We start from the raw sequence: 26,082 nt of genomic DNA on the forward strand, positions 1-26,082 counted from the left end.
TGGCTGACCCGCTGGTCCGCGGGGGCGGCCAGTCTGGCTCGGCCGTCTGGACCGTGTCCAGGGTCGGCCGACCCGGCCGTCCCTCCGGGACGGAACCGCGCTCCGGCTGCTCAGTGCCTGTGCCGGCGCCGACGTGGCTCGTGGCGCCGCAGCACCGTGCCCACCAGGACGACCAGCAGGAGGACCATGCCGCCCAGGACGAGAGCGTCCGCGAGCCAGGTCGTGGCGGTGTGCCGCCACAGCGGATCGTCCGTCGACGGCTGGGTCACACGCAGGTCCATCGTGACCGCGCCCATGGCGTAGGCCCACCGCGAGGGGACGGCCCAGGAGAGCTGCTCGAGCCCCGTCCGTCCTGCGAGGCCGAACAGCCCGCCGGACAGGATGAACTGGACCATGACCACGACCACGAGCAGGGGCATGCCGCGGTCCGCGTTGCTGATCAGCGCGGAGATGACCAGTCCGACCACCATGGAGGCGACGGTGACCGCCACGACCGCGAGCGCGACCTCCAGCCGGCCCCAGGGGAGCAGCACCGCGCCGTCCGGACCGGGCCTGCCCACCATCGCGAGCGCCGCGAACGCCGCAGCCTGGACGGTCGTCACCGCTGCGAGCACGGTCACCTTGGCCGCCACGTACGCCGCACGCGACAGCCCGATCGCTCGCTCGCGGTGGTAGATGGCGCGCTCCTTGACCAGCTCCCGGACCGAGCTGGCCGTGCCCATCAGGGCGCCCCCCAGGATCAGCACGAGCAGGAGTTGACGGGCCTGCACCGGATTGGCCCCCGCGACGGAGAGCCCTCGGGGGGCGGTCATGGTGTGGGCCAGGCCGCTCAGCAACACCGGCAGGAGGCCGAGGAACGCCAGGTACGTACGGTCGGCCAGCAGGACGTCGAGCGTGCGTCGGGACAGCACGCGGTACTGGAGGAGCGCCGAGCCCCTCGGCGGGGGGACGGTCCCGGTGGGGAGCCGATCCGGTAGCCGGCCGGAGAGCCGGTGGTCGGGGCCCGAGCGCCGCAGCCGGTCGTGCCAGTCGACCGATGTCTCGCGCTCCAGCAGCAGGAACACCTCGGCGAAGTCCGTCACCCCGAAGTACTCCAACACCCCGTCCGGTGGACCGTCGTAGGCCATCCGACCGCCGGGCGCGAGGACGACGAGGTGGTCGCAGATCTCCAGGTTGAGGACGCTGTGGGTGACGACGACGACGGTCCGCCCCGTGTCCGCCAGCCCTCGCAACGTCTGCATCACCTGCTTGTCCAGCCCCGGGTCGAGTCCCGACGTGGGCTCGTCGAGGAACAGCAGGGAGGGCCGGGTGAGGAGCTCCAGCGCCACACTCGTCCGCTTGCGCTGACCACCGGAGAGCTTCTCGATCCGCTGGTGCGCCTTCTCGGTGAGCCCGAGCTCCTCCAGCACCTCCCCGATGCGCCTGGTGCGGTCCTCCCGCGTCACGTCCGGGGGGAACCGCAGGCGGGCAGCGTGGGACAGGGCGCGCAGCACGCTCAGCTGCGGGTGGAGGATGTCGTCCTGAGGGACGAGTCCGATGCGGTGCCGCACCTCGTCGTAGTCCGCGTACAGGTCCCGTCCGCTGTACCGCACCACGCCCGCGTCGGCCGGTCGGGTCCCGGTGAGGGCGCCGAGCAGGGTCGACTTGCCCGAGCCGCTGGGTCCGAGGATCGCCAGGAGGCTGCGCCCGGCGACCCGCAGGGCGAGGCCGTCGAGCAGGCGGCGTCCGTCGCGGGTCACGACCAGGTCCGCCGCCTCGATGTCGACGTCCCCCTCGTCCTGGTACGCCACCAACCGCTCTCCGGACAGCTGGAGGAGTGCGTGCCCGATGCCGATCAGGTCGCCCTCGACCACCTCGACCGCCTCGGCCCCGGCGACCCGCTGCCCGTTCAGGTACGTGCCGTTGGCGCTGCCTGCGTCGCGGATGCGCCACCTCCCGCCGGCGCACTCGAGGACGGCGTGGTGCCGGGAGACGAGGAGGTCGTCGATGACGACGTCGTTCTCGGGGAGCCGCCCGACGGTGATCCGGGAGCCGGCGATGTCGTGCACCCCGGTCCTCGGGGCGTGGGTGGGTGCTGCGGACCCCGGCCCCGCGCCGCCCCGGACCGGGGCCAGGGTGAGCACGATCCCGTCGACCGGGTGGCCCAGCGCCACGGCGGTCGGGGTGGTGATCAACACCTGTGGCGTCCGACGACCGTCCAGGAAGGTCCCGTTGCGGCTGTGGTCGACGAGGAGCCATCCCTCGGCCGTGGCGCCGACCGTGGCGTGGTGCCGGGACACCTGGGCGTCGTCCACGGGGATCGAGGACGAGTCGTCGCGACCGATCGTGAGCGACTCCTCCACCGGGACGACCCAGCGCTGTTCCCCCAGGCGGACCTCCAGGGACACCGGCCAGTCGCGGACGACCGTCTCCCGGTCCATCTCGACTCCCGTGCTGGGGCCACGCGGTGGCTGTGCGGTCGCACTGCCCGAGCAGACCGATGAGACTCCCCGGCCGACCGGGAGCGCAAGGTCGTCGGCCTCGCCACGGACCGGACGGGCCATCGACATCCCGCCCGCGGCGCGGGGAGCGACCCGCCGACCGGCGGCCCTCCTCCGCTCCGCCACCGATTCGTGATCGACATCCGCTACGTTCCCCCGCGTCGTCGACGGGAGGTCCCAGGTGCCGTTCCTGCTCGCGCGCCTGGCGCGCCTGCTGCGCGTGAAGCTGCCCGGGTGGCGGCTGCCGCTGACCGTCGCGGTCGGGGTCTTCCTGACCAGCTGGGCGGCCATGGCCCTGGTCGAGCCGGCCGGGACCGGCATCGCCTCGCCGGGCACCTACTGGTGGTACTTCGTCGTCACCTCGGCCACCGTGGGCTACGGCGACGTCTACCCGGCCTCGATCGGCGGCCGCGTCGTCGGCGCGTACGTCATCGTCGGCGGCATCGTCACGCTCACCCTGCTCTTCACGCAGCTGTCGGCCGCGCTGCAGTCGGTGAGGGGCAAGAGACTGAGGGGGCTGGTCGAGCTGGACCTCGCCGACCACGTCGTCCTCCTCGGCTACACGCCGGGGCGGACGTCACGCATCGTCGCCGAGCTGAGCGCCGAGGACCGCGGGCCCGTGGTGCTGTGCACGTGGGACGACGACGTAGCCGAGGACCCGCTGCCCGAGCGGCTGGACGTGCACTTCGTCCGCGGCGACCTGACCTCCGAGGACGTCATGGCGCGCGCCTGCGTGGCCCGCGCCCGGACGGCGGTCGTCGACGTCCGCGACGACAACGAGGCCCTGGCCGTCGCACTGGCCGTCGCCCACGCCAACCCGCGGGTCCACCTGGTGGTCGCAGTGCGCGACCTCGGCCGGCTGAGCACCCTGCGCTACGTGCACCCCGACGTCCAGGCGGTGCAGTGGCACATGCCCTTCCTCCTGACCGAGGAGGCCAACGACCCCGGCATCGCGCAGGTCTACAGCGACCTGATGACCAGCGGCGGGCACGGCAACACGTACTCGACCCCCGTCCCGGCCGGCTTCCCGCACCGCACGTTCGGCGAGTGCCAGACCTGGTTCGGCCGCACCTTCGGCGCCACGGTGCTGGCGCTGCGCACCGACGGCGGGCCGCTCGTGGTCAGCCCCGGCTGGGACACGCCGGTGTCCGAGGGCGCGACCCTCTACTACGTCGCCGGGCAGCGCATCGAGACCGCCCGCCTGCACGGTGGCCGCTGAAGGAGGACCCCGTCCCCCACCGTGGGAGGACCCCGTCCTCCCCACCCCTCGCGAGCTCGGGACGGGGCCCGGGACGGGGTCGCGGCGAGCCTCTGGACGGGCCCTGCCCGGGACGGGGCCGGCGGGGAACGGCGTCAGGTGCCCAGCAGACCGCGCACGTAGGCCGCCTGCCCCAGGTGCTGCAGGTCGTCGGAGAGCACGCTGACCAGCCGGACGCCGAGGGTGACCGGCGGGTCCCAGTTCGTGTCGACGACCCGGTCGAGGTCCTCGTCGGACAGGCCCCGCAGGAACTCCGCCGTCCGCGCGTGCACGGCGCGGGCATAGCCGATCAGGAGGTCGGCCGACGGCACGCGGACGGCGTCGACCTCCTCCTCGCCCATCCCGTAGCCGGTCGCCGCGTCGTCCACGGGCAGGCCGAAGCGCCCGGCCCAGCCGTCGGCCGTCCACACCTGCTCGGTGCCGGCGACGTCGGCGATGTGGTCGTCCTGCACCCGCAGCAGGTGCCAGGCGAGCCAGCCGATCGGGTTGGCGCCCGGCTGCACCCGGCGGGCGAGGTCGTCGGGGCCCAGCCCCTCGACGACGGTGCTGGTGAACGTCTCCTCGACCTGCTCGTAGGCGTAGGTCAGGACGTCGCGGCTGCGCATGGTCGACCGCTACCCGCGGGCTCCCCGGTCACTCGCCGTCCGGGCCCTCCTCCGGCTCGCTCTGTGCCTCGAGGTCAGCGGCCTGCTCGGGCGTCTCGAGCTCCAGGGCGATGTCGCGGGGCTGGGGTGTGTCGGCGGGTGGCGTCGTCATGGCCCCGAGCCTGCCCCAGGACGCCTCGGTCCGCGTCACCAGCCGAGGAGGCTCCTGGCGAGGACGACGACCCCGGCCACCACGGCGAGCAGCACGAGCACCACGAGGACCAGCGGGACGACGACCCAGCGACGCCGGAACCGGCGCCGCCGCGGGCGCTGCTCCCCCCGCCGGGTCGCGACGGGCGGCGGGGGCGGCGGAGCAGGCGACGGGGGAGCGGTCGCCTCCGCCGTCTCCGCCCGGCGCCTCCGTTCCCTCCGGCGCTCGGCCAGGTGGCGCGCCTGCTCGCGGGCGTCGCGGGCCACCGCCCCGAGCGCGGTCGCCGACGCGGCTGCCAGCGCCCTGAGGTCCGCGGCGTCGATGCGCTCCACCCGGTCGCCCTCCGGTGCGGGGGCCGGCCGGTGGTCGGCCGGCCCGGGCGACCAGGAGTCGGTCCCGGAGGCGCCGTCGAGGGCTGCGTGCAGCGCCCGGCGCGCCTGCTCGGCCGTCATCCGGTCGGCCGGGTCCTTGGCGAGCAGCCCGCGCAGCACGGGCTCGAGCGGGCCGGCGCGGGACGGCGGTGGGGGCTCCTCGGTGACGACGGCCATGAGGGTGGACATCGGCTCGGCGCGGGCGAACGCCGGGCGCCCCTCCAGCGCGGTCCAGAGCGTCGCGCCGAGCGACCACAGGTCCGCGGCCGGGCCCGGCCGCTCGCCGTGGGCGCGCTCGGGGGCCATGTAGGAGGGCGAGCCGATGATCGCGCCGGTGGTGGTGAGCGTCGGGTCGCCGGTGGCGGTCGCGATGCCGAAGTCGGTGAGGCAGGCCCGCCCGTCGGGGGCGATCAGCACGTTGGCCGGCTTCACGTCGCGGTGCACGACCCCGGCCTCGTGCGCGGCGGTCAGCCCGGCCAGCACGTCCAGTCCGATGCGGGCGACCGCCGGCCACGGCAGCGGGCCCTCACCGTCGACGACCTGCTGGAGGCTGCAGGACTCGACGAGCTCCATCACCAGCCAGGGCCGCCCGTCCTCCTCGACCACGTCGTAGACCGAGGTGACGGACGGGTGGTCCAGGCGGGCGGCGATGCGGGCCTCACGCAGGGTGCGCTCGCGCAGCACCCGGCGCTCCTCCTCGGACAGGTGCAGCGCGAAGGTGACCTCCTTGACCGCCACGGACCGCTCCAGCCGCAGGTCGGTGGCCAGCCAGACGACGCCCATGCCTCCGCGACCCAGGACATCGGTCAGCGCGTAACGCCCGGCCAGCAGGCGGTCGGCGGACGGCTCCGCGGTCATGGCCGGACGGTACGCCGGGGCGGCCGTCGCCGGGCCCTTGAACGCGCGCGGTGACCGAGGGCCCTGTCGGCGGGCCGGCCGGCCGCGCATGCTCGGCGGTGCCGGTCGCCCGTGGGCACCCGGGCTCTCGGCCGCCCGGCTCGAGGAGGCCGGCATGACCGAGCAGGCCGCACGCGTCGAGGAACCCCAGGCGCGCGGGTCACGGGTGGTGGTGGGCGTGGACGGTTCGGCCGGGGCGCGGGCCGCGTTGCGGTTCGCCATCGAGGACGCCGTCCGCCGGGGCGTGCCCGTCGAGGCGGTCACCTCCCACCTGCCGCCCGAGGCGTGGATGGACTTCGACGTCATCGGCGAACGCCACTACGAGCAGGCCGAGGCCGCGGCGGTGGAGCGGGCCGAGAGGTTCATCGCCGAGGTGCTCCGCGAGATCCCGGAGCCGCACCCGGTGATCCACGTGACGGCCGTCCTGGGCTCGGCGGCCGACGCGCTGATCCGGGAGTCGGCCGGGGCGGACCTCCTGGTCGTGGGCAGCCGCGGTCACGGCGGCTTCTCGAGCATGCTGCTGGGCTCGACGAGCATGCAGTGCGCCCTGCACGCGTCGTGTCCGGTCACCGTCGTCCACTCGCCCGAGTCGCACCGCGAGCGGCTGCACCTGCGCCGCCGCAGCGGCGGCGAGCGGGTGCGTGCCCGGCGGCGGCGCTTCCGGGGGGCGACGGCAGACTTCAGCGGCCCGTGACGGGACCGGTCAGTCGGGGGAGCCCAGCCAGCGGCGCAGCACGTCGTCCTCGCGGCGCAGCACGACCATCGCCAGCTCGCGGACGGCGGCCTCGGCCTGGCGGCCGACCACCGGCGCGGCGACCTCCGCCTCCCCGGTGACCGTCGAGCGGGTGCCCTCGGCGGTCGGCCGGAGCCGGCGCTCGCCGCGCACCACCGCCGTCCGGCCGAAGATGCGGGACTCGACCTGCAGGACACCGCGGTGCCCACCGTCGCGGTCGGGCATCCAGCTGCGCCGGTCGGCGACGGCGACCTCGCGGCCGACGAAGCGGGTGAACACCGCCGGGACGCCCAGCGTGGGGACGACGAGCCGCAGCGCGGTGCGCGGGCTGCCGCCGTCCGGGGTGCTCTCCACCGACTCGAGTCGCGCGCCGAGGGCCTGCGCGTAGTCGCGGAGGAAGGCCTCGTCGGTGAGGACGGCGAGGACGTCGTCCGGACCGGCCGGGAACGTGGCGGTGTGGTCGATGGGCACGCGCCATCCTGCGACGGCTCGCGCGTCCGCGCCCGTCGAGCGGCGACGCGCCCGGACCCCGCCCGACCCGGAGGTCGGCCGTCCTGCCGGGTGCGACCCGTCCGGGCGGTCAGCCGGGTGTGCCCGCAGGCGAGGTACCGCAGGGCGGGTCGGTCAGTCCCGGCGGGCGGTGGGCAGGCGACGCGCGACGGCCGGGACGACGATCGCCGCGGCGACGAGGTGGGTGACCATCAGCAGCACCCGGGTGTCGGTGGTGGCGTCGGCGACCAGGTCGGGGACCAGCGACAGCGCGGTGAGCACCACGGTCGTGCGCACGAAGGTGCTGCGCGGCTGCCGGGCGCGGCGGGCCAGCACGGCGGCCAGCGCCACGCCCACCAGGGAGAACACGACGGTCAGCACGGCGAAGCCGGACACCGGGATCGGCGCCCCGCTCACGTCGAGGCTGATCCCGGCGGTGGAGCCCCCGGCGGCGACCGCGCTGGTCGCGAGGGCGGCGACCGCCGTGGCGGCCAGGCCGGCGCCGACGATCGAGCCGGTGCCGCGGCGGGTGGTGGTGAGCGTGGCGGTCATGACGTCCTCCGGGGGAACGACCGGCTCCGTACCGGTCTCTCACCAGGACGTCGAACGGCCGCGGCCCGGATCGACACGGTCGCCAGGAATTTCCCGGCGGCGTCTCCGGTGCCACCGCTCGGCGAGCCGGAGCAGGCCGGACGCCGCGACGTGCGTGCCAGCCGGCCTCCTCCTGCGGGGTCCGCGGACCGGGCGGCTCACCCGGGGAAGAGCCACGCGAAACTGCGCCGGGCGGCTCCGGCGTACTCCGCCCGGCCGGTCCGCAGGCCGTACTCCAGGTCCTCGAGGGCGGCGCAGCGCGCGAAGAACTCGATGCGCGGGCCGGCGCCGGGCAGGGCGCCGTAGGCGTCCAGCGCCTCGGCGAGGAAGGCGGGGCCGAAGTCGCGGTACGGCCGCGCGAAGTCCAGGGCCGGGTCGGTCACCGCGCAGTCCGACCAGTCGATCACGCCCGTGACACCCGTCCCGTCGGCTAGGAGGTGCTCGGCGCCCAGGTCGGCGTGCGCCAGGACCCGCAGCGCGGAGGGGCGGGGCACGGTCGACCGGACCACGCCCAGCAGCTCGGCGGGTCCGTCGAGGTCCTCGAGCCACTCGGCGGGGTCGGCGTCGTCGACGTCGACGAGCGCGCCCACCTCGTCCGGAGCGGTGGCGTGCAGGTCCCGCAGGAAGCGGCCGAGGGCCGCCGCGGTGCCCGGTGGCGGCGTCCGCCCGAGCAGCGGCCGTCCCGGCAGCAGCCGGTAGCCGAGGACCCCGGCGTCCCCGTCGGCGAACACGGGGACGGGGACGGGGAGCGGTAACCGCGGACCGAGGAACTCCAGCAGGCACGCCTCGCGCTGCACGTCGGAGCCGGCGGCGACCCGGAGGACCAGGTCGCCGGCGGTGAAGGCGGTGTTGTCCAGCCCGCGGCCCAGGTCTCGGAGCGGGAGGTCGGCGAGCTCGGGGACGTGCGTCCGGAGCGCCCGGGCGGCCCGGACCGCAGCAGCCCCGGTCACGGGCCCGGTGTCCCCACCGCTCCGCTCACTCCCGGGGCCGGGGGGCCACCCCGCCCGCGTGGAGGGGGCTGTCCGGGTTCAGCAGCGAGTGCCGGCGGCCGTAGGTGGCGTAGAGGACCAACCCGATGGCGAGCCAGACCCCGAAGCGCGCCCAGGTCTCCCAGGGCAGCTGATAGATCAGGAACGCCGAGGCGAAGACCCCGAACGCGGGGACGACGGGCATCAGCGGCAGGCGGAACGAGCGGGGTGCGTCGGGCCGGGTGTAGCGGAACAGGATGACGGCGACGCACACGACGACGAACGCCGACAGGATGCCGATGTTCGTCAGGTCGGCGACGGCGCGGATCGGGAAGACGCCGGCGAGCACGGCCGACCCGATGCCGGCGATCCACGTCACCCGCTGCGGGGTGCCCTTCCCGTCCACCTTGGCGAACCAGGGGGGCAGCAGCCCGTCGCGGCTCATGGAGAACCAGACGCGGGTGACGCCGAGCAGGAACGTCAGCATCACGGTCAGGATGGACAGCACGGCGAAGACCGAGATGATGCTGGCGATCACCGGCAGGCCGACGCTGGTGAACGCCGAGGCGAACCCCGCGGTCGGGTCGATCTCCCGGTAGTCCTGCATCCCGGTCAGCACCAGCGTGGCCGCGACGTAGAGCAGCATCGCGATGACCAGGGACAGGATGATCGCCTTGGGCATGTGCCGCTTGCCGTCCTCGGCCTCCTCGGCGGCGGTGCTCATCGCGTCGTAGCCGAAGACCGCGAAGAAGACGGTGGCCGCGCCGGTGAGCACCGGGCCGAAGCCGGCCGGCAGGAACGGGTCGTAGTTCGCGGTGTCGACGTAGAAGACGCCGAGCCCGATGATGAAGAGGATCAGAAGGATCTTGATCCCCACCGCCACGAGCTCGAACCGGCCGAACGTCCTGGTCCCCCGGCTGAGGATGAACGTGACGAGCAGGCAGATCAGGACGGCCGGGACGTTGACGACACCGCCCTCCTCAGCGGACGCGGTGACCGACACCGGCAGGGCGAGCCCGAAGCCGTCGAGGAACGCCTCCAGGTAGCCGGAGATGCCGATGGCCACCACCGCGACGATGGCGATGTACTCCAGCAGCAGGTCCCAGCCGATGAACCAGCCGATGACCTCGCCGAGGGCCACGTACCCGTAGGTGTAGGCGGAACCGGCCCGCGGGATCATGCCGGCGAACTCGGCGTAGGACAGGGCCGCGGCCGCGGAGGCCAGGCCGGCGATGAGGAACGCGATGACCACGGCCGGCCCGACGCCCGGGTTGTCCTCGTCGCCGTGCGCCACCAGCCCGGCCAGGGAGAAGATCCCGACGCCGATGATGCCGCCGACGCCGATCGCGGTCAGCTGCCAGAGCCCCAGGCTCTTGGCCAGCGCGCCGGCCCCGCTCTCCGCCTCCAGTTCCTCCATCTGGTCGATCGGCATGCGCCGCCAGATGGAGTGCCTCGCCTGCGTGCTCACGCGTTCCCCCTCGCGGTCGGGCCCAGGGACGGTCGGTCAGGCGCCTCCGCGCAGCTCGCGGCGGAGGATCTTGCCGGTGACGGTCTTCGGCAGCTCGTCGACGATCTCGACGCTGCGCGGGTACTTGTAGGCCGCCATGCGCTCCTTGCAGTGCGCGATGAGCTCGTCGGGTGTGGCGCTCCCGCCGGGCACGAGGCTGACGAAGGCCTTCACCGTCTCCCCGCGCTTCTCGTCGGGGACGCCCACGACCGCCGACTCGCGGACCCCCGGGTGCTCTGCGAGGACGTCCTCCACCTCGCGCGGCCACACCTTGTAGCCCGACGCGTTGATCATGTCCTTCTTGCGGTCGACGATGAAGACCCAGCCCTCGGGGGTCATGAAGCCGACGTCGCCGCTCTTGAGCGCGCCGCCGGGCAGGTTGGCGGCGGTTTCCTCCGGCTTGCCCCAGTAGCCGGCGACGACCTGCGGCCCGTCGGCCACGATCTCGCCGACCTCGCCGAGCGGGAGGTCCTTGCCGTCGTCGTCCTGGATGCGCACGACGGTGTTCGGCGCCGGGACGCCGACCGACAGCGCGCCCGAGGTGGGGTCGACCGGGGACGGTGAGCCGAACGGCGTGACGGTCATGGGCGAGGTCGTCTCGGTCAGCCCGTAGGCGTTGTGCACCTGCTTGCCGGTGGCTTCGAGGAACCGCCGCTCCGCGGCCGGAGAGATGGGCGCGCCGCCGGAGTAGATCGACGTGAACGACGCGAAGTGGTCCCGGGTCACCCCGGGTGCGTTGAGCAGGGCGCTGAACGCGGTGATCGCGCCGATGGTGAACGCCGGCCGGTGCTCGAGGAAGGCGTCCAGGACGACCTGGGGCTCGAACCGGTAGGCCAGCACCAGCGGCGCCGGGACCAGCATGCTGACGGCGATGTGCCCGATGAGCCCGGTGATGTGGAACAGCGGGGCGATGCCGAAGATGGCGCCGTCCCGCCCGGCGTGCACCCAGTCGCGGTAGACCTGCGCGGTGAAGACGACGTTCCGGTGGGTGTTCATGGCGCCCTTGGGCACGCCCGTCGTCCCCGAGGTGTAGGTCAGGAACGCGACGTCGTCCGGGCCCAGCTGCACCGGTGGCGGCGCCTGCCCGCGGTGCTCGGCCAGGAACTCGCCGAGGTCCGTCGTCCCCTCGTGCCGCTGACGACCCAGCCCGGCGAACAACCGCTCGTCGTCGCGCGTCTGGAATTCCAGCTCACTCGTGGTGAGCACCAGCCGGACGGCGGTGTCCGGCACGACGTCCCGGGCGACCTGGTCGTACAGCGACTCCAGGGAGACCAGGACGGTGGCTCCGGAGTCCTTCAGCAGGTAGGCCAGCTCCCGCTGCCGGCTCATGGGGTTGATCGACACCATGATCCCGCCGGCCTTCCAGGCCGCCACCATCGCGACGACGAACTGCGGGACGTTCTGCAGGTAGACCGCGAGCCGGTCGCCCGGGGCGAACCCGTTGGCCAGCAGGCCGCTGGCCAGGGCGTCGCTGAGCTCGTCGAGCTCCCGGCGGCTGACCACGCCGTCGAAGTACCGCAGCGCGTCGCCCGAGGGGTCGCGGGCGAGCCCCGCGCGGAACATGCTCAGGGCGTCGTCGAACTCGATCTCGTAGTCGGCGGGCTGGTCGCCGTAGAGCGCCAGCCAGGGGCGCTCGTCGTAGTCGCTCACGGCCGCCTACTTGATGACGACGGGGTTGACCGGGGAGCCGCTGCCCTTCGCCACCTTGAGCGGCGCGGCCACGTAGAGGAAGGCGTACTGCCCGTCCTCGGCGCAGTCGGCGGCGAGCTGCTCGAGGTCGGCGATCTCGGTCAGGGTGACCCCGAGGTTGCGCATCAGCGCGTTGTGCAGGACCAGGGCGACCCCGGTGTCGGGGTCGAAGGTCACCTCGTTGGCGATGGTGTCGGTGACCAGGTTGGGGATCTCCATGTCCTGGAACCACTGCACCAGCTCGGGGCTGTAGACCAGGCCCGGCTCGTTGAAGCCCTCGTAGAACGCCTCGCCCTGCTCGAAGAACAGCTGCAGGAAGTTGGTCCGGATGACCAGGATGTCCCGCTTCTGGATCTCCACGCCCTGGGCCTGCGCGCAGGCCACCAGGTCCTCGTGCGTGAAGGTCTCGCCCTTGTCGAGGGTCTCCTTGCCGCGGAATCGCGCCATGTCGAGCAGGACGGCCCGGCCGACGACACCGCGCTGGGCGATCGGCTCGACGCTGGCCTTCTCCAGGCCGCCGATGGTGGTGCGGGCGTCGTAGCCGTTCCAGATCTTCCCGCCGTACCAGACGTGGCCCAGCCCGTCGTACTGCGTCGAGCCCTGGAGGAAGGCGTTGATCTTGTCGTCGGCGTAGTGCAGGCCGCCCGGGTACTGCGGCGCGTCGGGGGAGTCCCAGGTCGACTCGTCGAGGATCTGGGTCCGCTCCGCCGGGGTGCGGCCGGGCCACACCGGGTCGCCCTTCGGGTCGCCGATCAGCCGCTGCAGGGTGAAGACCTTGCCCGAGCTGACCAGCCGGGCGGCCGCGAGCACCTGCTCCGGGCCGAGGTAGTTCAGCGAGCCGACCTCGTCGTCCGGACCCCACTTGCCCCAGTTCGTCGGCGCGTCGGCGAGCAGGTCGTCGAGGGCGGGGGCGGCGGGGGGCGCGTCGGTCACGGGTACCTCCTGGGCTGGGAGCGGCTGGCGGCGGGACGGGCGGAACGGTGTCGTGGACTATTCCGTCGGTGTGGTGCCGACCACAAGCACGTGCAACATTCGGCGCAACGCCGCCCAGCCACACCCGTCCGACCGCAGAGAGGGACGTCATGAGCACCGTCTCGCCCGCCAACCCCGAGTCCGTGTTCACCTACGGAGCGCCGCAGCTGAAGTTCGGCAGCGGGTCCTCCGACGAGATCGGCTACGACCTGAGCCGGTACGGCGTCCGGCGGGTGCTGGTGGTGACCGACGCCGGCCTCGCGGCCACCGGCATCCCGCAGCGCGTGGCCGACCAGATGGCGCAGTTCGACATCGAGGCGCGCGTGTACGACGGCGTGCACGTCGAGCCGACCGACGTCAGCCTCGTGGCCGCGATCGAGGAGGCCCGCTCCACCGGGCCCTGGGACGCGTTCGTCGCCGTCGGCGGCGGCTCGAGCATCGACACGGCCAAGGCGATCGACCTGCTGACCACCAACCCCGGTGAGCTCATGGACTACGTCAACGTGCCGGTCGGCAAGGGGCAGGCCCCCTCCCAGCCGCTCAAGCCGCTGATCGCCGTCCCGACGACGACGGGCACCGGCTCGGAGAGCACCACGATCTGCGTCATGGACGTGATCTCGGCGCGGGTCAAGACCGGGATCAGCCACGCGATGCTGCGCCCGACCCTGGCCGTGATCGACCCGGACCTCACGCTGACCCAGCCGCCCGGGGTGACGGCGGCGTCGGGCATGGACATCCTGTGCCACGCCCTGGAGAGCTACACCGCGCGCTGGTACACGACCTACGAGCACAAGACGCCCGAGAAGCGCGTGCCCTACTGCGGCTCGAACCCGATCTCGGACATGTGGGCGGAGAAGTCGCTCACCCTGCTGGCCGGCTCCTTCCGGCGGGCGGTGCGGCACGGGGACGACGAACAGGCCCGCGCCGACATGTCGATGGCGGCCACGTTCGCCGGCATGGGCTTCGGCAACGCCGGCGTGCACATCCCGCACGCCAACGCCTACCCGATCGCCGGGCAGGTGAAGGACTTCCACCCCAAGGACTACCCGGCTGCCGAGCCGATGGTCCCGCACGGGATGTCGGTGGCCCTGACCGCGCCGGAGGCCTTCCGGTTCACCTTCGAGGCCTCCCCGGAGCGGCACGTGCGGGCGGCCCAGCTGCTGGCGCCCAACGCCGGCCTCCCGACCGACGCGGTCGACTTCCTGCCGATGGTCCTGACCGACCTGATGCGCGACATCGACATCCCCAACGGCGTGGGGGCGGTCGGCTTCGAGGAGGGCGACATCCCCGACCTGGTCGAGGGCACGATGAAGCAGCAGCGGCTGCTGGCGACCTGTCCCCGCGAGGTCACCGAGGACGACATCGCCGGCATCTTCCGCCGGTCCATGTCGCTGTGGTGATCACCCGAGGCGGACGACGCTCTTGGTGACCTGGCCGGCGGCGACGAGCTCGCCGTCCACCACGGCCTCGGCGCGCATGAACGCGACGGCGCGGCCGCGGCGCAGCACGGTCGCGGTGACGTCGACGCGCCGGTCGGCGGCCACCGGCCGCAACAGCGAGACGGTGAGGTCGTGCGTCACCGCGTGCTCGGCGTCGGACAGCCGGGGGAGCAGCGCCAGGTAGCTCGCGGTGTCGAGCAGCGTCGTCACCACGCCGCCGTGCAGCACCGCCGCCTGGTTCTGCGCCGAGGGGCCCACCGGGAACCAGAGGCCGGCGGAGGGGTCGGCCGGGTCGCGCAGCTGCATGCCCAGGAAGCGGTTGAGCGGGATGTCGAGGACGGCCTGCACCCGGGCGGCGGTCTCGGTCTCGGACGGCACGCGGGCCACCTCTCGTCGGGGACCCGCCGAGCCTCGCACGCGCCGGTCGTCGGCCGCCCGGCCCACCCGGTGTCCGCGCCAGGGCGCGGAGGCGGCGGCCTGACGAGTTCGGTCACTCCGCGGGCGGGGGGACCGGCTCCTCCAGCCAGTTCCAGCTGTGGTGGCTGAACAGGGTCTTGTTGCCCTCGGCGTCGTACACGACGAGGTGACCGGTGGCGGTGAAGCTGAAGCGGGCGTCGTTCCCGAAGCGCATCACTTCACCATCGGCCCGGTAGAGGTCGAAGGCCATACCCGGAGCCTGGCACGAGTGGAGCCGGCCCGTACCGATCCACCGTGGTGCGTCGACGGCGGCCGGCACGGCGACGTCGTCGGGCTGCGGGTCGTCCTCAGAGCCGGGCCGTCCGCGTCACCCACAGCGCCGGGGTGACGAGCACGCGCCCGGACGGCGGCGTGGAACCGGGCACGACGCCGAGGTCGGTGCTGCGGTCGCCGAGCCGGAGGGTGAGCGGGTCGGCTCGCTGGTCGAGCGTCAGGCGCACCTCCACGCCGTCCGCCGGCACCGCCTCCAGGACGAACCCGAGGTCCCAGGACCCGCGCGGCCCGTGCACCGCGAGATCGCGCCCGGCGACGCGGGCCGAGCGCACGGAGGCGCCGGCGGTGTCCACCCACAGGCCCACCGCGGGCGCGCCGCGGGCCGAACGCAACCGCAGGACGAGCTCGCGCTCCGGACCGCGCCGCGTGTCGGAGAGGACGGCCACCTCGGGGGCCGGCAGGTCCACGGCCGGCGCCGGCCCGTGCGCGAGCAGACGCCCGTCCGTGTGGGGGAGGACGGCGTCGAGCGCCGCGGGCGGCTCGGTCAGCAGCGAGGCGCTCCACGCGCTGGGTGGCTCACGCCAGGAGGCCCACAGCGCCCGGCCGGTGTCGGCGTCCAGGCCGTAGACGAGCTGCTCCTGGCGCGGCGGCGTCGCGCCCTCGCGGTTGACGGCCAGCCCGGCTCCGGTGAGCACCACCGCGAGGACGAGCGCTGCCACCGGCGTCCCCACCGTCCGCCAGCCCGGCCGCCTCCCGGCCCGTGGCGGCGGCCAGGCGAGGCCCACCACCGGCAGCACCAGGAGCGCCAGCAGTCCGGCCAGCACCGCACTGAACGGCCCGCCCAGCCCCAGGCCGACGTCGAAGCCCAGCCAGGCGCCCGGACCGAGCAGCACGGCGACGCCCGCGGACGCCAGGACCAGGACCGCGGCGCGCAGACCGGTCCACCGCCGCGGCAGCAGGTCGTGCACGGCGGCCCCGGCGGCAGCGCACAGGGTCGGCAGCACCAGCACCCCGGAGACGCCCGGGACGGTGAGGGCGACCAGGGCCCCGGTGACCGCGAGGACCGCCAGCGCTCCGACGGCCGTGGCGTCGGGGCCCGTCCAGCGGCGCAGCAGCCCCACCACCGCCAGCACCGCTCCGACCGCGGCGAGCAGCACCGCCGCCTGGTAGAGCACGGGGCGGTACGGCTCCCCGACCACCGCGGAGGCCTGCCCGGGGTCGACCGCGAGCGCTGCCCGCCAGACACCCCACCCGGCCAGGCCTGCGGCAGCGAGCGCCGCGACCGCTCCGAGGCCGCCCAGGGCCGTGCGGGGCAGGGTCAGCGCGCCCTGACGCCGCCGCAGCACCAGCACGACGAGGGCGAGGGCGAGTGCGGCCAGCGCGAGGGGGACCTCGAGCCCCTGGGGGTAGCGCAGCAGCCCCCACGGCAGGGTGGTCACCACCTGCTCGGCGCCGCGGGGGACCGCGGTGAGGTCGGTGGCGGCGAGCTGACGGGTCACCGCGAGGCTGACCTCGCCCATCTGCTGCACCGATGCGGGGCTGAGGTGCTCCAGGTCGTCGACCGGGGAGTGGTAGTGCGCTCCGCCGGCGGAGATGGCCGTGTCGAGCCCGTGCAGCCCGGCCGCGGCGAACGGGGTGAGGTCGCTGTCGTTCGGCAGGGCCTCGAACGCCGCCTCGGAGGCGGATTCCGCCATGGCCCCCGGGGAGCGGGCGAGGGCGTCGAGCAGGGCGCCGTTGGGCGACGTCGTCCGGAAGGTCGCCGGCGTCCCCCAGGCGCCGCGGGCCTCGTGGTTGAGCACCACGGTGGTCCCGAGGGAGGCGGCGCGCTCGCGGGTGAAGGCCTCGGCGCCCAGCAGTCCCGGCTCCTCGGCGTCGGTGAGCAGGACCACGACGTCGTTGCGTGGTCGCGGGACGCCGTCGGCGGTCAGCGCCCGTGCGATCTCGAGCAGCACCCCCATCCCCAGGCCGTCGTCGCCGGCCCCGGGTGAGCCGGCGACCGTGTCGTAGTGGGCGGCGAGCAGCACCGTGCCCGTGGGGTCCGTGCCGGGCAGGGTCGCCACGACGTTGCGCACCAGCGCCACCGGTTGCGTGCCGGGCTCGCCGACGTCGGTGGCCCCGACTGCCTGGTGCACCTCGGTGCGCCACCCGAGCGCGTCGAGGGCGGCCAGCAGGTGGTCGCGCACCCGGGCGTGCTCGGCCGATCCCACCGGGCGCGGCGCGACGGCGACCTGCTCGAGCCCGTCCATCGCCCGGGCGGCACTGAACTCCTCGGCCGGAGTCCCGGTGCCCCGTGGTGCGGCAGGGGCGAGGACCAGCACCGACACGACCGCCACGACCAGGAGCCCCACCAGCGCGAGGACGCCGGCCGGCCGGGGGATCCGCTGTTCCTGAGGAGTCGTCATGCCGGACAGGCTCTCGCCGGGCCGGCGAGCGGCACACCGGTTCGCGAGCCGGGGGGCGACGTCAGGAGCTCGTGAGGACGACGAGTTGCCGGGTCGCCCTGGTCATCGCGACGTACCGGTCGACCGCGCCCTCGATGCCCGTGCCGAACCGCTCGGGGTCGACGAGGACGACCAGGTCGAACTCGAGCCCCTTGGACAGCACCGGGGGCAGCGACCGGACGCGGGACGTGGCCCGGAACGCGGGGTCGCCGATGACGCAGGCGGTCCCCTCGGCGTGTGCGGCGAGCCAGGTGTCGAGGACCGAGCCCAGGTCCGACGCAGATCCGTGCACGACGGGGACGCCGCTGCTGCGGACGGAGATCGGCACGTTGGCGTCCGGGAGCGCGGTCCGGATGACCGGCTCGGCCTCCGCCATGACCTCCTCCGGCGTCCGGTAGTTGATGGCCAGGGGGGCGACGGTGATCCGGTCGAGCCCGATCCGCGCGAGTCGTTCCTGCCACGACTCGGCGAACCCGTGCCTGGCCTGGGCGCGGTCCCCGACGATGGTGAAGCTCCGGGACGGGCAGCGGAGCAGCAGCATCTGCCACTCGGCGTCGGTCAGCTCCTGGGCCTCGTCCACGACGACGTGCGCGAACCGGCCGGCGAGCAGGTCCGGGTCGGCGCCGGTCAGCACGTCCTCGTCGACCAGGGCGTCCCGGAGGTCCTGTTGGCGCAGGCTGGTCACCAGGCCCTCACCGTCGTCATCGGCCTCGATCAGGCGGTCGATGACGGTGGCCATGCGCTCGCGTTCCGCGGCGACCGCGGCGTCGTGCCGCTGCTTGCGCCGGGACGCCCCCGGGTCGCCGAGCCGCTGCCGTGCCGCGTCCAGGAGCGGCAGGTCGGACACCGTCCAGGCACGGGTGTCCTCGCGCTGCAGCGCCCGGACGTCCTCGGGGCCGAGCCAGGGAGCGCACTTGCGCAGGTAGGCCGGCACCGACCACAGGTCCCCGACGACGTCGGCCGCCTCGAGCAGTGGCCACGCGCGGGTGAAGGCCGTGCGCAGCTCCCTGTTCTGCAGCAGCGAGGTGCGGAGCTCGCCGGCCGGGACGTCGTCGTCGTGCTCGTCCGCCAGGATCGCGAGCAGCTCCTCCCACACCCGGTCCCGCGCCTCGTTGTGCGGAGTACCGGGATCCGGTGCCTCGAACGCCTCGGCCCAGTCGTCGGCGTCCAGCCAGACGTCGGACCAGTGGGTCTCGACCGACATCCCCGTGCGGGGCGGCTCCTCGTGGAACCGGACGGCCGTCTCGATGACCGATCCCACGTCCATGGACGACTTCAGGCGGGCCACGTGCGGATCGGTCTCGGTCGTTGCTGCGGCTCCCTCGGGGACGAGGTCCCGCAGGGTGCAGGTCTGCACGCCCTCCTCGCCGAGGCTGGGGAGGACATCGGCCACGTAGGCGAGGTAGGGCTGGTGCGGGCCGACGAACAGCACGCCGCCCCGGCGGGAACCCAGACGGGGGTCGGAGTGGAGGAGGTAGGCGGTCCGGTGCAGGGCGACGACGGTCTTCCCGGTACCCGGGCCGCCGTCGACGACGAGGGCGCCCTGGGATCCCGCGCGGATGATCGCGTCCTGGTCGGCCTGGATGGTGCCCAGCACGTCCCGCATCCGGGGCGACCGGCTGCCGCCCAGGCCGGCGATGAAGGCGGACTGGTCGTCGAGCGCCGCGGCGTGCCCGTCGAACCCGTCCGGGGTGAACACCTCGTCCCAGTAGTCGGTGATCCGCCCGCGGGTCCAGCGGTACCTGCGGCGGCTCGCCAGACCCATCGGGTCGGCGTGGGTCGCTCCGAAGAACGGCTCGGCCGCGGGGGAGCGCCAGTCCACCAGCAGCCGACGACCTGCGCCGTCGGTGAGGCCGAGTCGGCCGACGTACACCGGCTCGGGGTCGTCCGCGCGCACGAAGTGTCCGAGGCACAGGTCCAGGCCGAAGCGGCGCAGCGCGCGCAGCCGAGCGGTCAGCCGGTGGACCGCCAGGTCCCGGTCCAGCGCCTCCTGGCCGGTGCCGCCGGGCGCCCTCCGCTCGGCATCGAGTCGGTCGGACAGGTCGGCGATCGACTGCTCGAGGCTCTCCGCGATGACGGCGAGGCGCTGCTCGTCGTCGGCGATCAGCGTCGGGTCGGCCTTCGCGACGAGGTGCTCGGGGAGGTCGAACGCTCTGGTGGTCACGGGGTTCACGTCATCGGCTCCGATCCGAGGTGGCTGGCGACCGTCGCGAGCAGCGAGGCGCCGGGACCGGCGGAACCACACGCACTCGGCGGCTGCCGTCTCCGCAGGTCCCGGCCTCGGCCGGCGATTCTGCGGCAAGGCCAGGGTCTTGCCGCAAGCCCCCTGGTGCGCTATACGTTGGAGTGGGAGGAGTGGGATCCGTTTATCTGCGGGCTCGATCCCGCCTCCACCGCGACGACTCCCGACCTGCACTCCGGACTCCCGAGCTCCCGGCTGTCAGCTGAGTGCCTGCTGCAGCACGTCGGCGTTGTCGAGGTACCAGCGGCGCGTCCGTTCGGCCCGCTTCATCGCCCCACCGGTCCAGTAGGCGGAGAAGGCTGCGTGTCCGTTCGCGGCCGCGGTGCCGATGATGTCGTAGGACCACTCGTGGTTGTGCCGGACCGCCGACACGAGCCTCGCGCGGTCGGTGTCGGACAACCCGTAGCTGTCGGCGAAGAGCCGGAAGCGGGCCAGCGCCCGGCCTCGCCGGGCGTCGTCGATGTAGCGCTCCGGCCGCAGCGGAGCCCACAGCCGGGCGGCGCAGGCGACGTCCCAGACGCGGGAGCCGGGACTGGCCAGGTCGAAGTCGATCAGTGCGACGGCGCGTCCGTCCCGGAAGACGATGTTGTCCAGGTTGGGGTCGTTGTGGCTGACCAGCTCCCCCGCGAAGGGGGCGGGTGGGGACGACGGCCAGGCGTACGGACGGGGGTCGAACGAGCTGACCGCCTCGTGGAAGTCGCGCAGCAGGTGGGCCACGCTGGCGAGCGCCTCGTCGGTCAGCGCCCAGGCCGGGTACGGCGGCGTGATGGCGGTCCCGGGGACGTAGGAGAGGACCTCTCGGCCGAGGTGGTCCACGCCGAGGAAGCGGGGCGCCCCCGGGAAGCCGGCGTCGGCGAGGTGGCGGAGCAGGGCGTGCGTGGCCGCGCCCGCGGTGCGCTGGGGCCGTCGGACGGTGTCACCGACCCGTACGACCTGTCCGCGGTTGGCGGTGCCGCCCACGAGGAGGACCTCGGGTTCGCTCTCGCCCGGCATCGGCCTCCTCCCGGTCGTCCGCGGCCGGTCGTCGCAGCCGCTCACTCCCCGAGGACGGCGTGGGCCAGGGCTGTGTGCGTCACGATGCCACCGACGAGACCGCTGCGGAGCGCGGCGCGGACGGCGGGGCCCTTCGACTCGCCGTAGGGGATGACGATCACCTCCGGGATGGCCCGCATCTGCTCCGCGTCGATACCGATCATGCGCTCGGACAGCTCCGTCCTGATGGCCTCGCCGTCGGCCGTGAGGAAGACGCCGGACACGTCGGCGCAGACCCCGAGCCGGTGGAGCGCCGTGCGGTCGTCCTCGGACAGGGCGTCGTACAGGGTCGACTGGCCGGGCTTCCAGAGACCGACGCCGGCCACGGCCTTGGTCACGAGCGGGAGTTGGGCGAAGGCGCGCGCCACCTGGGGGTGCCCGCGGAGGGCCTGCGCGGTGGCCGCGTCGGGGACCGTGAACGGTGCGTAGAAGACGTGCGCCGCGCCGCCCGAGGAGCTGGCCACCTCCCTGACGACGTCGACCGAGGTGTCGGGTCCGTCCGGTAGGGAGAGCGCTCCGGTGAGCTGGACGACCGGCGTCCCGGGCAGCGGCGGCAGCGCTCGGGCCATCGCGCTCACCGCCCGGGCCCAGGCGAGACCGAGCACGTCCTGCGGCGTGATGATCTCCGCGAGCAGCCGGGCTGCCGCCCGCCCGAGGTGCCCGCGGAGCGAGTCGGCGTCGTCGTCGGGTGTGTCGACGACGACCGAGTGCTGCAGTCCGAACCGGTCCTGCAGCCGCGCCGACAGGTCGACGTCGATCTCGCCCTGGTGGCGGATCTCGATGCGCACCAGCCCGCTCGTGCGCGCCGCGTCGAGCAGCCGCGCGACCTTGAAGCGGCTCAGGCCGAACTCCTCGGCGATCTCGACCTTCGACCGGCCGTCGAGGTAGTACCGCCGTGCGACCGATGCCGTGAGGACGACCTTGGCCGGGCCGTCGGACACCTCTGCCATGTGCCACTCCTGCTCATCTGAGCGTTCAGCTGCTCACTATGGCACACGTCTTGACGTCACCCGCCGACCGGATGAGACTCACGCCACACACATCTGAGACCTCCTCCGCTCATTTGAGCGGGCGCGTGGTCGTCCTGGGGAGGACTGCATCGTGCACAGACACGTGCGACCTGCACTCGCCGCCGCGACGGCGACCGCACTGGCCCTGGGGGTCGGCGGGTGTGCCGGCTGGGGTGGCGGTCCCAGCGGAGGCGGGCCGGACACCATCAACGTGCTGATGGTCAACAACCCGCAGATGGTCGACCTGCAGCAGCTCACCGCGGAGCACTTCACCGCCGAGACCGGCATCTCCGTCAACTACACGGTGCTGCCGGAGAACGACGTCCGGGACAAGATCAGCCAGGAGTTCTCCAGCCAGGCGGGGCAGTACGACGTCGCGACGCTGAGCAACTTCGAGATCCCCATCTACGCGCGGAGCGAGTGGATCGCGCCGCTGGACGAGTACGTCGCGGCGGATGCGGAGTTCGACCAGGACGACGTGCTGGGGCCGTTGACGGCGTCGCTGTCCGGGGACGACGGCCGGTTGTACGGCGAGCCGTTCTACGGCGAGTCCTCGTTCCTGATGTACCGCAAGGACGTCCTGGAGGCCGCCGGCATCGAGATGCCGGCGAACCCGACGTGGCAGGAGGTCGCCGGCATCGCGGCCGAGGTCGACGGCGTCGAGCCCGGGATGGCCGGCATCTGCCTGCGCGGCCAGCCCGGGTGGGGTCAGCTGTTCGCGCCGCTGACCACCGTGGTCAACACCTTCGGCGGCACCTGGTTCACCGAGGACTGGCAGCCCCAGGTCGACGGCGAGGAGTTCCGCGAGGCCACCCGGTTCTACGTGGACCTCGTCCGGGAGCACGGCGAGGTCGGTGCGCCGCAGGCGGGCTTCACCGAGTGCCTGAACAACGTGGTCCAGGGCAACGCCGCCATGTGGTACGACGCGACCTCGGCCGCCGGCTCCCTCGAGGCCGCCGACTCGCCGGTCAAGGGCAAGATGGGCTACGTCGCCGCTCCCGTGGTCGAGACCGACAGCTCGGGCTGGCTCTACGCGTGGTCCTGGAGCATCCAGCAGGCCAGTGCGAAGAAGGACGCGGCGTGGGAGTTCATCTCCTGGGCGTCCAGCCGGGAGTACGAGGAGCTCGTCGGTGCGGAGCTCGGCTGGTCGAAGGTCCCCGCCGGCAAGCGGGCGTCGACCTACTCCAACCCGGACTACCTCGCGGAGGCCTCGGCGTTCGCCGAGCCCACGCTGGCGGCCATCGAGGCCGCCGACCCGAACGACCCCGGCGTGCAGCCCCGTCCCGCACCCGGCATCCAGTTCATGGGGATCCCGGAGTTCCCGGACCTGGCCACCCAGGTGTCGCAGGACGTCAGCTCCGCGATCGCCGGGCGGATGACCGTGGACGAGGCGCTCCAGCGCGGGCAGCAGCTCGCCGAGGACGTGGCCGAGCGCTACCGGGATCGGGAGTCGAAGTGATCGAGCCGGCAGGACGACGCGAGGGGAAGGCAGCGGGATGAGCACCACTCTCGAGACCAGCCGCGGGCGCGGTCAGCAACCGCCGACACCGCCTCCGCCGTCACCCACGCCGTCGCCGGGTGGAGCGCTCCGCCGGTCCTCGGACTGGGCCCGCCGGGCGCCGCTGCTGCCCGCGCTGGTGTTCACGATCATCGTCACCCAGCTGCCGTTCGTGGTCACGCTGATCGTCTCGTTCATGGACTGGAACGCCTACTACCCCGACGAGCGCGGCTTCGCCGGGTTGAGCAACTACGCGAGCGTGCTGACCGACGTCAACATGCGCCAGGCCATCCTCACCACGGTCATCCTGACCGCGGTCGTCGTCCTGGTCAGCCTGCTGCTGGGGATGGTCATCGCGCTGCTGCTGGACCGGCAGTTCCGCGGCCGGGGCGTGGTGCGCACCATGATGATCACGCCGTTCCTCATCGTCCCGGTGGCCGCGGCGCTGCTGTGGAAGCACGCGCTGTTCAACCCCGAGTACGGACTGCTCAACGGAACGCTGACCGCGATCTGGCGGCTGTTCGGCTCCGACAACGCGCCGCAGCCGGACTGGATCACCGCGGCGCCGCTGGTCTCGGTCGAGGTCGCCCTCATCTGGCAGTGGACGCCGTTCATGATGCTGATCCTGCTGGCCGGGCTGCAGAGCCGGCCGCTGGACGTCATCGAGGCGGCGCGCATCGACGGCGCGAGCAGCTGGCAGATCTTCCGCTACATGACCTTCCCGCACCTGCGCCGCTACCTCGAGCTCGGCGGGCTGCTGGGGTCGATCTACATCGTGCAGAACTTCGACGCGGTCTTCACGATCACCTCGGGCGGCCTCGGCACGGCGAACCTCCCGTACGTGATCTACCAGACCTTCTACCAGGCCCACGACTACGGCCGGGCGTCCGCCGCCGGCGTCGTCGTCGTCATCGGCACGATCGTCATCGCCACGCTGGCGCTGCGGACGGTGTCGACGCTGTTCCAGGAGGAGAACGCGCGATGAGCTCCGTCACCGATGTCGCACCCGTCGCCGCCACCCGCACGCCCGAGGGCGCACCCCGCCGGCCGCGCAAGCCGCGGTCCGGTGCCCTGCTGGGGCTGGCCGCCTGGTTGATCGGCTTCCTGTTCGTCGTGCCCGTGCTGTGGATGGTGCTGACGTCGTTCCACAGCGAGGAGGCCGCGGCCACCAACCCGCCCTCGCTGCTCGCGCCGCTGACCTTCGCCGGCTACCGGGAGTTCTTCGGCGTCGGCACGGGCACCAGCCCGTGGCCGTCGCTGCTCAACTCGCTGACCGCCAGCGTGGTCTCGACGATCATCGTGCTGCTGCTGGCCATCCCGGCCGCCTACGCGCTGTCGATCAAGCCGGTGCGCAAGTGGACCGACGTGATGTTCTTCTTCCTGTCCACCCGGATGCTGCCGATCGTCGCCGGATTGCTCCCGATCTACCTGTTCGCCCAGTGGAGCGGCCTGCTGGACAACATCTGGCTGCTCATCGTCCTGTACACGGCCATGAACCTGCCGATCGCGGTCTGGATGATGCGCTCGTTCCTGGCCGAGGTCCCCGTCGAAATCCTCGAGGCGGCCTCGATGGACGGCGCCGGGCTGCTGCTGACCCTCCGCCAGGTGGTGGCGCCCATCGTCCTGCCGGGCATCGCCGCCACCTCGCTGATCTGCTTCATCTTCAGCTGGAACGAGCTGCTGCTGGCCCGGACCCTGACCGGCACCGTGGCCGGCACCGCGCCGGTCTACCTGACCGGCTTCGTCACCAGCCAGGGGCTCTTCCTCGCGCAGGTCTGCGCGGCCGCCTTCGTGGTGTCGCTGCCGGTGCTCGTCGCCGGCTTCGCCGCCCAGGACAAGCTGGTGCAGGGCCTGTCGCTGGGAGCGGTCAAGTGAGCGCAGCGACCGGGACGGTCCCGGGGACCGGGCACCTCGGTCCGGCGGCCACGATGCGCGCCTCGGTCCTGCGCGGGCCCGGCGACGTGGTCGTGGAGGAGCGGGCCGTCCCGCAGCCGGGGCCCGGCGAGGTGGTGGTCCGCGTCTCCTCGGTCGGGGTCTGCGGATCGGACACGCACTACTACGACCACGGACGCATCGGCCGGTTCGTCGTCGAGTCCCCGCTCGTGCTGGGACACGAGGCAGCGGGGGAGGTGGCCGCCCTCGGCCCCGGCGTCTCCACGCTCGCCGTCGGACAGCGGGTGTCGGTCGAGCCCGGGGTCCCGGACCTGACCTGCCCGCAGTGCCTGGCCGGGCGCTACAACCTCTGTCCGAACATGCGCTTCTTCGCGACCCCGCCGATCGACGGCGCCTTCGCCGAGTACGTCGTCGTGCACGCGGCCTTCGCCCACCCGGTGCCCGAGACGATCAGCGACGACGCCGCCGCACTGCTGGAACCCCTGTCGGTCGGCATCTGGGCCTGTCGCAGGGGCCGGGTGGGTGCCGGCTCCCGGGTGCTGATCACCGGGGCCGGACCGATCGGGCTGGTCAGCGTCCAGGCGGCGCTGGCCTTCGGTGCCACCGAGGTCGTCGTGTCCGACGTCAACCCCGCACGGCTGGCCCTGGCCCGTGACCTCGGGGCCACCGAGGTCGTCGACGCCCGGACCGCGAGGGTCACCGACCTGCCCCGCCCGCCCGAGGTGCTGCTGGAGTGCTCCGGTCACCCCGCGGCGACAGGCGAGGCCATCCGCGCGCTCGACCGGGCGGGCCGGGCGGTGCTCGTCGGCATGGGCGGGGACGAGCTGGCCCTGCCGTTGTCGGTGGTGCAGGAGCGCGAGCTCGAGGTGACCGGCACCTTCCGCTACGCCGGGACCTGGCCGACGGCGATCGCGCTGGTCGGCGCCGGACGGATCGACCTCGACCGCCTGGTCACCGGCACCTACCGCCTCGACCAGGCCGAGGACGCCCTGACGGCCGGTCGCCGCGACCCACAGTCGGTGAAGGTCGTCGTCCACCCCCAGACCTGACGTCCCCCTGACCTCTGGCTCCAGCAAGGAGAGATCCC

Annotated in this window: 23 protein-coding genes; 7 read left to right on the top strand and 16 right to left on the bottom strand. The window is 73.5% G+C overall.

Features of this window, described 5'->3' with window-relative positions; all coding sequences use genetic code 11:
- Positions 1–110: 110 nt before the first annotated feature.
- Complete coding sequence (locus tag ACWIX3_RS12685; RefSeq protein ID WP_448612424.1) at positions 111–2,420, bottom strand: FHA domain-containing protein; 2,310 nt, start codon at positions 2,418–2,420, stop codon at positions 111–113.
- Between the two features lie 241 nt (positions 2,421–2,661).
- On the opposite strand from ACWIX3_RS12685, the gene ACWIX3_RS12690 reads away from it, so the two are divergent.
- The gene (locus ACWIX3_RS12690) at positions 2,662–3,699 is read left to right on the top strand and encodes an NAD-binding protein (RefSeq protein WP_448612425.1); all 1,038 of its coding nucleotides are present in this window, start codon (positions 2,662–2,664) and stop codon (positions 3,697–3,699) included.
- A gap of 134 nt (positions 3,700–3,833) precedes the next feature.
- Here ACWIX3_RS12690 and ACWIX3_RS12695 read toward each other — a convergent pair whose 3' ends face one another.
- The 3 genes from ACWIX3_RS12695 to ACWIX3_RS12705 are packed head-to-tail and all read right to left on the bottom strand — an operon-like array spanning position 3,834 to position 5,762.
- Positions 3,834–4,343: a mycothiol transferase gene (locus ACWIX3_RS12695; RefSeq protein WP_448612426.1), complete on the bottom strand. Its 510-nt coding sequence runs from the start codon at positions 4,341–4,343 to the stop codon at positions 3,834–3,836.
- 28 nt (positions 4,344–4,371) lie between these two features.
- Positions 4,372–4,494 carry a hypothetical protein gene (locus tag ACWIX3_RS12700; RefSeq protein WP_448612427.1) on the bottom strand — a complete coding sequence of 41 codons (123 nt, stop codon included), beginning with the start codon at positions 4,492–4,494 and terminating at the stop codon, positions 4,372–4,374.
- A 35-nt stretch (positions 4,495–4,529) separates the two neighbouring features.
- Complete coding sequence (locus ACWIX3_RS12705) at positions 4,530–5,762, bottom strand: serine/threonine-protein kinase (RefSeq protein ID WP_448612428.1); 1,233 nt, start codon at positions 5,760–5,762, stop codon at positions 4,530–4,532.
- 154 nt (positions 5,763–5,916) lie between these two features.
- Here ACWIX3_RS12705 and ACWIX3_RS12710 point away from each other — a divergent pair, with 154 nt between their 5' ends.
- Entirely contained in the window at positions 5,917–6,495 is a 579-nt protein-coding gene (locus tag ACWIX3_RS12710; RefSeq protein WP_448612429.1) for a universal stress protein, read from the top strand.
- A 9-nt stretch (positions 6,496–6,504) separates the two neighbouring features.
- Here the strand turns inward: ACWIX3_RS12710 and ACWIX3_RS12715 are convergent, their stop codons facing one another.
- The 6 genes from ACWIX3_RS12715 to ACWIX3_RS12740 all read right to left on the bottom strand — a co-directional run bounded on the left by ACWIX3_RS12715 (position 6,505) and on the right by ACWIX3_RS12740 (position 12,711).
- Positions 6,505–7,005 (bottom strand): DUF2505 domain-containing protein, encoded by a 501-nt coding sequence (locus ACWIX3_RS12715; protein WP_448612430.1) that lies wholly within the window; start codon positions 7,003–7,005, stop codon positions 6,505–6,507.
- A 153-nt stretch (positions 7,006–7,158) separates the two neighbouring features.
- Complete coding sequence (locus ACWIX3_RS12720) at positions 7,159–7,575, bottom strand: DUF6069 family protein (RefSeq protein ID WP_448612431.1); 417 nt, start codon at positions 7,573–7,575, stop codon at positions 7,159–7,161.
- Positions 7,576–7,772: 197 nt separating this feature from the next.
- Positions 7,773–8,564 carry a phosphotransferase gene (locus ACWIX3_RS12725; RefSeq protein WP_448612432.1) on the bottom strand — a complete coding sequence of 264 codons (792 nt, stop codon included), beginning with the start codon at positions 8,562–8,564 and terminating at the stop codon, positions 7,773–7,775.
- A gap of 25 nt (positions 8,565–8,589) precedes the next feature.
- Entirely contained in the window at positions 8,590–10,050 is a 1,461-nt protein-coding gene (locus ACWIX3_RS12730; protein WP_448612433.1) for an amino acid permease, read from the bottom strand.
- Between the two features lie 36 nt (positions 10,051–10,086).
- Complete coding sequence (locus tag ACWIX3_RS12735; RefSeq protein WP_448607726.1) at positions 10,087–11,739, bottom strand: AMP-binding protein; 1,653 nt, start codon at positions 11,737–11,739, stop codon at positions 10,087–10,089.
- Positions 11,740–11,745: 6 nt separating this feature from the next.
- On the bottom strand, positions 11,746–12,711 hold the full coding sequence (locus ACWIX3_RS12740) for a cyclase family protein (protein ID WP_448607727.1): 966 nt from the start codon (positions 12,709–12,711) through the stop codon (positions 11,746–11,748).
- A 149-nt stretch (positions 12,712–12,860) separates the two neighbouring features.
- Between ACWIX3_RS12740 and ACWIX3_RS12745 the strand changes: the two genes are divergently transcribed.
- Positions 12,861–14,150: a hydroxyacid-oxoacid transhydrogenase gene (locus ACWIX3_RS12745; RefSeq protein WP_448607728.1), complete on the top strand. Its 1,290-nt coding sequence runs from the start codon at positions 12,861–12,863 to the stop codon at positions 14,148–14,150.
- Here ACWIX3_RS12745 and ACWIX3_RS12750 read toward each other — a convergent pair whose 3' ends face one another.
- From ACWIX3_RS12750 to ACWIX3_RS12775, 6 genes are all read right to left on the bottom strand, one after another.
- Positions 14,151–14,567, bottom strand: coding sequence for a PaaI family thioesterase (locus ACWIX3_RS12750; RefSeq protein ID WP_448607729.1), 417 nt, complete (start codon positions 14,565–14,567; stop codon positions 14,151–14,153).
- Positions 14,568–14,679: 112 nt separating this feature from the next.
- The gene (locus ACWIX3_RS12755; protein ID WP_448607730.1) at positions 14,680–14,856 is read right to left on the bottom strand and encodes a hypothetical protein; all 177 of its coding nucleotides are present in this window, start codon (positions 14,854–14,856) and stop codon (positions 14,680–14,682) included.
- A 97-nt stretch (positions 14,857–14,953) separates the two neighbouring features.
- Positions 14,954–17,281, bottom strand: coding sequence for a M28 family peptidase (locus ACWIX3_RS12760; protein WP_448607731.1), 2,328 nt, complete (start codon positions 17,279–17,281; stop codon positions 14,954–14,956).
- A 61-nt stretch (positions 17,282–17,342) separates the two neighbouring features.
- Positions 17,343–19,484, bottom strand: coding sequence for an RNA polymerase recycling motor ATPase HelR (gene helR / locus ACWIX3_RS12765; RefSeq protein ID WP_448607732.1), 2,142 nt, complete (start codon positions 19,482–19,484; stop codon positions 17,343–17,345).
- A gap of 276 nt (positions 19,485–19,760) precedes the next feature.
- On the bottom strand, positions 19,761–20,555 hold the full coding sequence (locus ACWIX3_RS12770; protein ID WP_448607733.1) for a phosphotransferase: 795 nt from the start codon (positions 20,553–20,555) through the stop codon (positions 19,761–19,763).
- A 41-nt stretch (positions 20,556–20,596) separates the two neighbouring features.
- A complete protein-coding gene (locus ACWIX3_RS12775; RefSeq protein WP_448607734.1) occupies positions 20,597–21,544 on the bottom strand; it encodes a sugar-binding transcriptional regulator in 948 nt (315 codons plus the stop codon).
- A gap of 163 nt (positions 21,545–21,707) precedes the next feature.
- On the opposite strand from ACWIX3_RS12775, the gene ACWIX3_RS12780 reads away from it, so the two are divergent.
- The 4 genes from ACWIX3_RS12780 to ACWIX3_RS12795 are packed head-to-tail and all read left to right on the top strand — an operon-like array spanning position 21,708 to position 26,044.
- Positions 21,708–23,063 (top strand): ABC transporter substrate-binding protein, encoded by a 1,356-nt coding sequence (locus ACWIX3_RS12780; RefSeq protein WP_448607735.1) that lies wholly within the window; start codon positions 21,708–21,710, stop codon positions 23,061–23,063.
- A gap of 37 nt (positions 23,064–23,100) precedes the next feature.
- Positions 23,101–24,087, top strand: coding sequence for a carbohydrate ABC transporter permease (locus tag ACWIX3_RS12785; protein WP_448607736.1), 987 nt, complete (start codon positions 23,101–23,103; stop codon positions 24,085–24,087).
- On the top strand, positions 24,084–24,977 hold the full coding sequence (locus ACWIX3_RS12790; protein WP_448607737.1) for a carbohydrate ABC transporter permease: 894 nt from the start codon (positions 24,084–24,086) through the stop codon (positions 24,975–24,977). Before ACWIX3_RS12785 ends, ACWIX3_RS12790 begins: the two co-directional genes overlap by 4 nt.
- A complete protein-coding gene (locus ACWIX3_RS12795; RefSeq protein ID WP_448607738.1) occupies positions 24,974–26,044 on the top strand; it encodes an NAD(P)-dependent alcohol dehydrogenase in 1,071 nt (356 codons plus the stop codon). Before ACWIX3_RS12790 ends, ACWIX3_RS12795 begins: the two co-directional genes overlap by 4 nt.
- The last annotated feature ends 38 nt before the right edge of the window (positions 26,045–26,082 follow it).

This window comes from Geodermatophilus sp. URMC 60 (assembly GCF_053502585.1).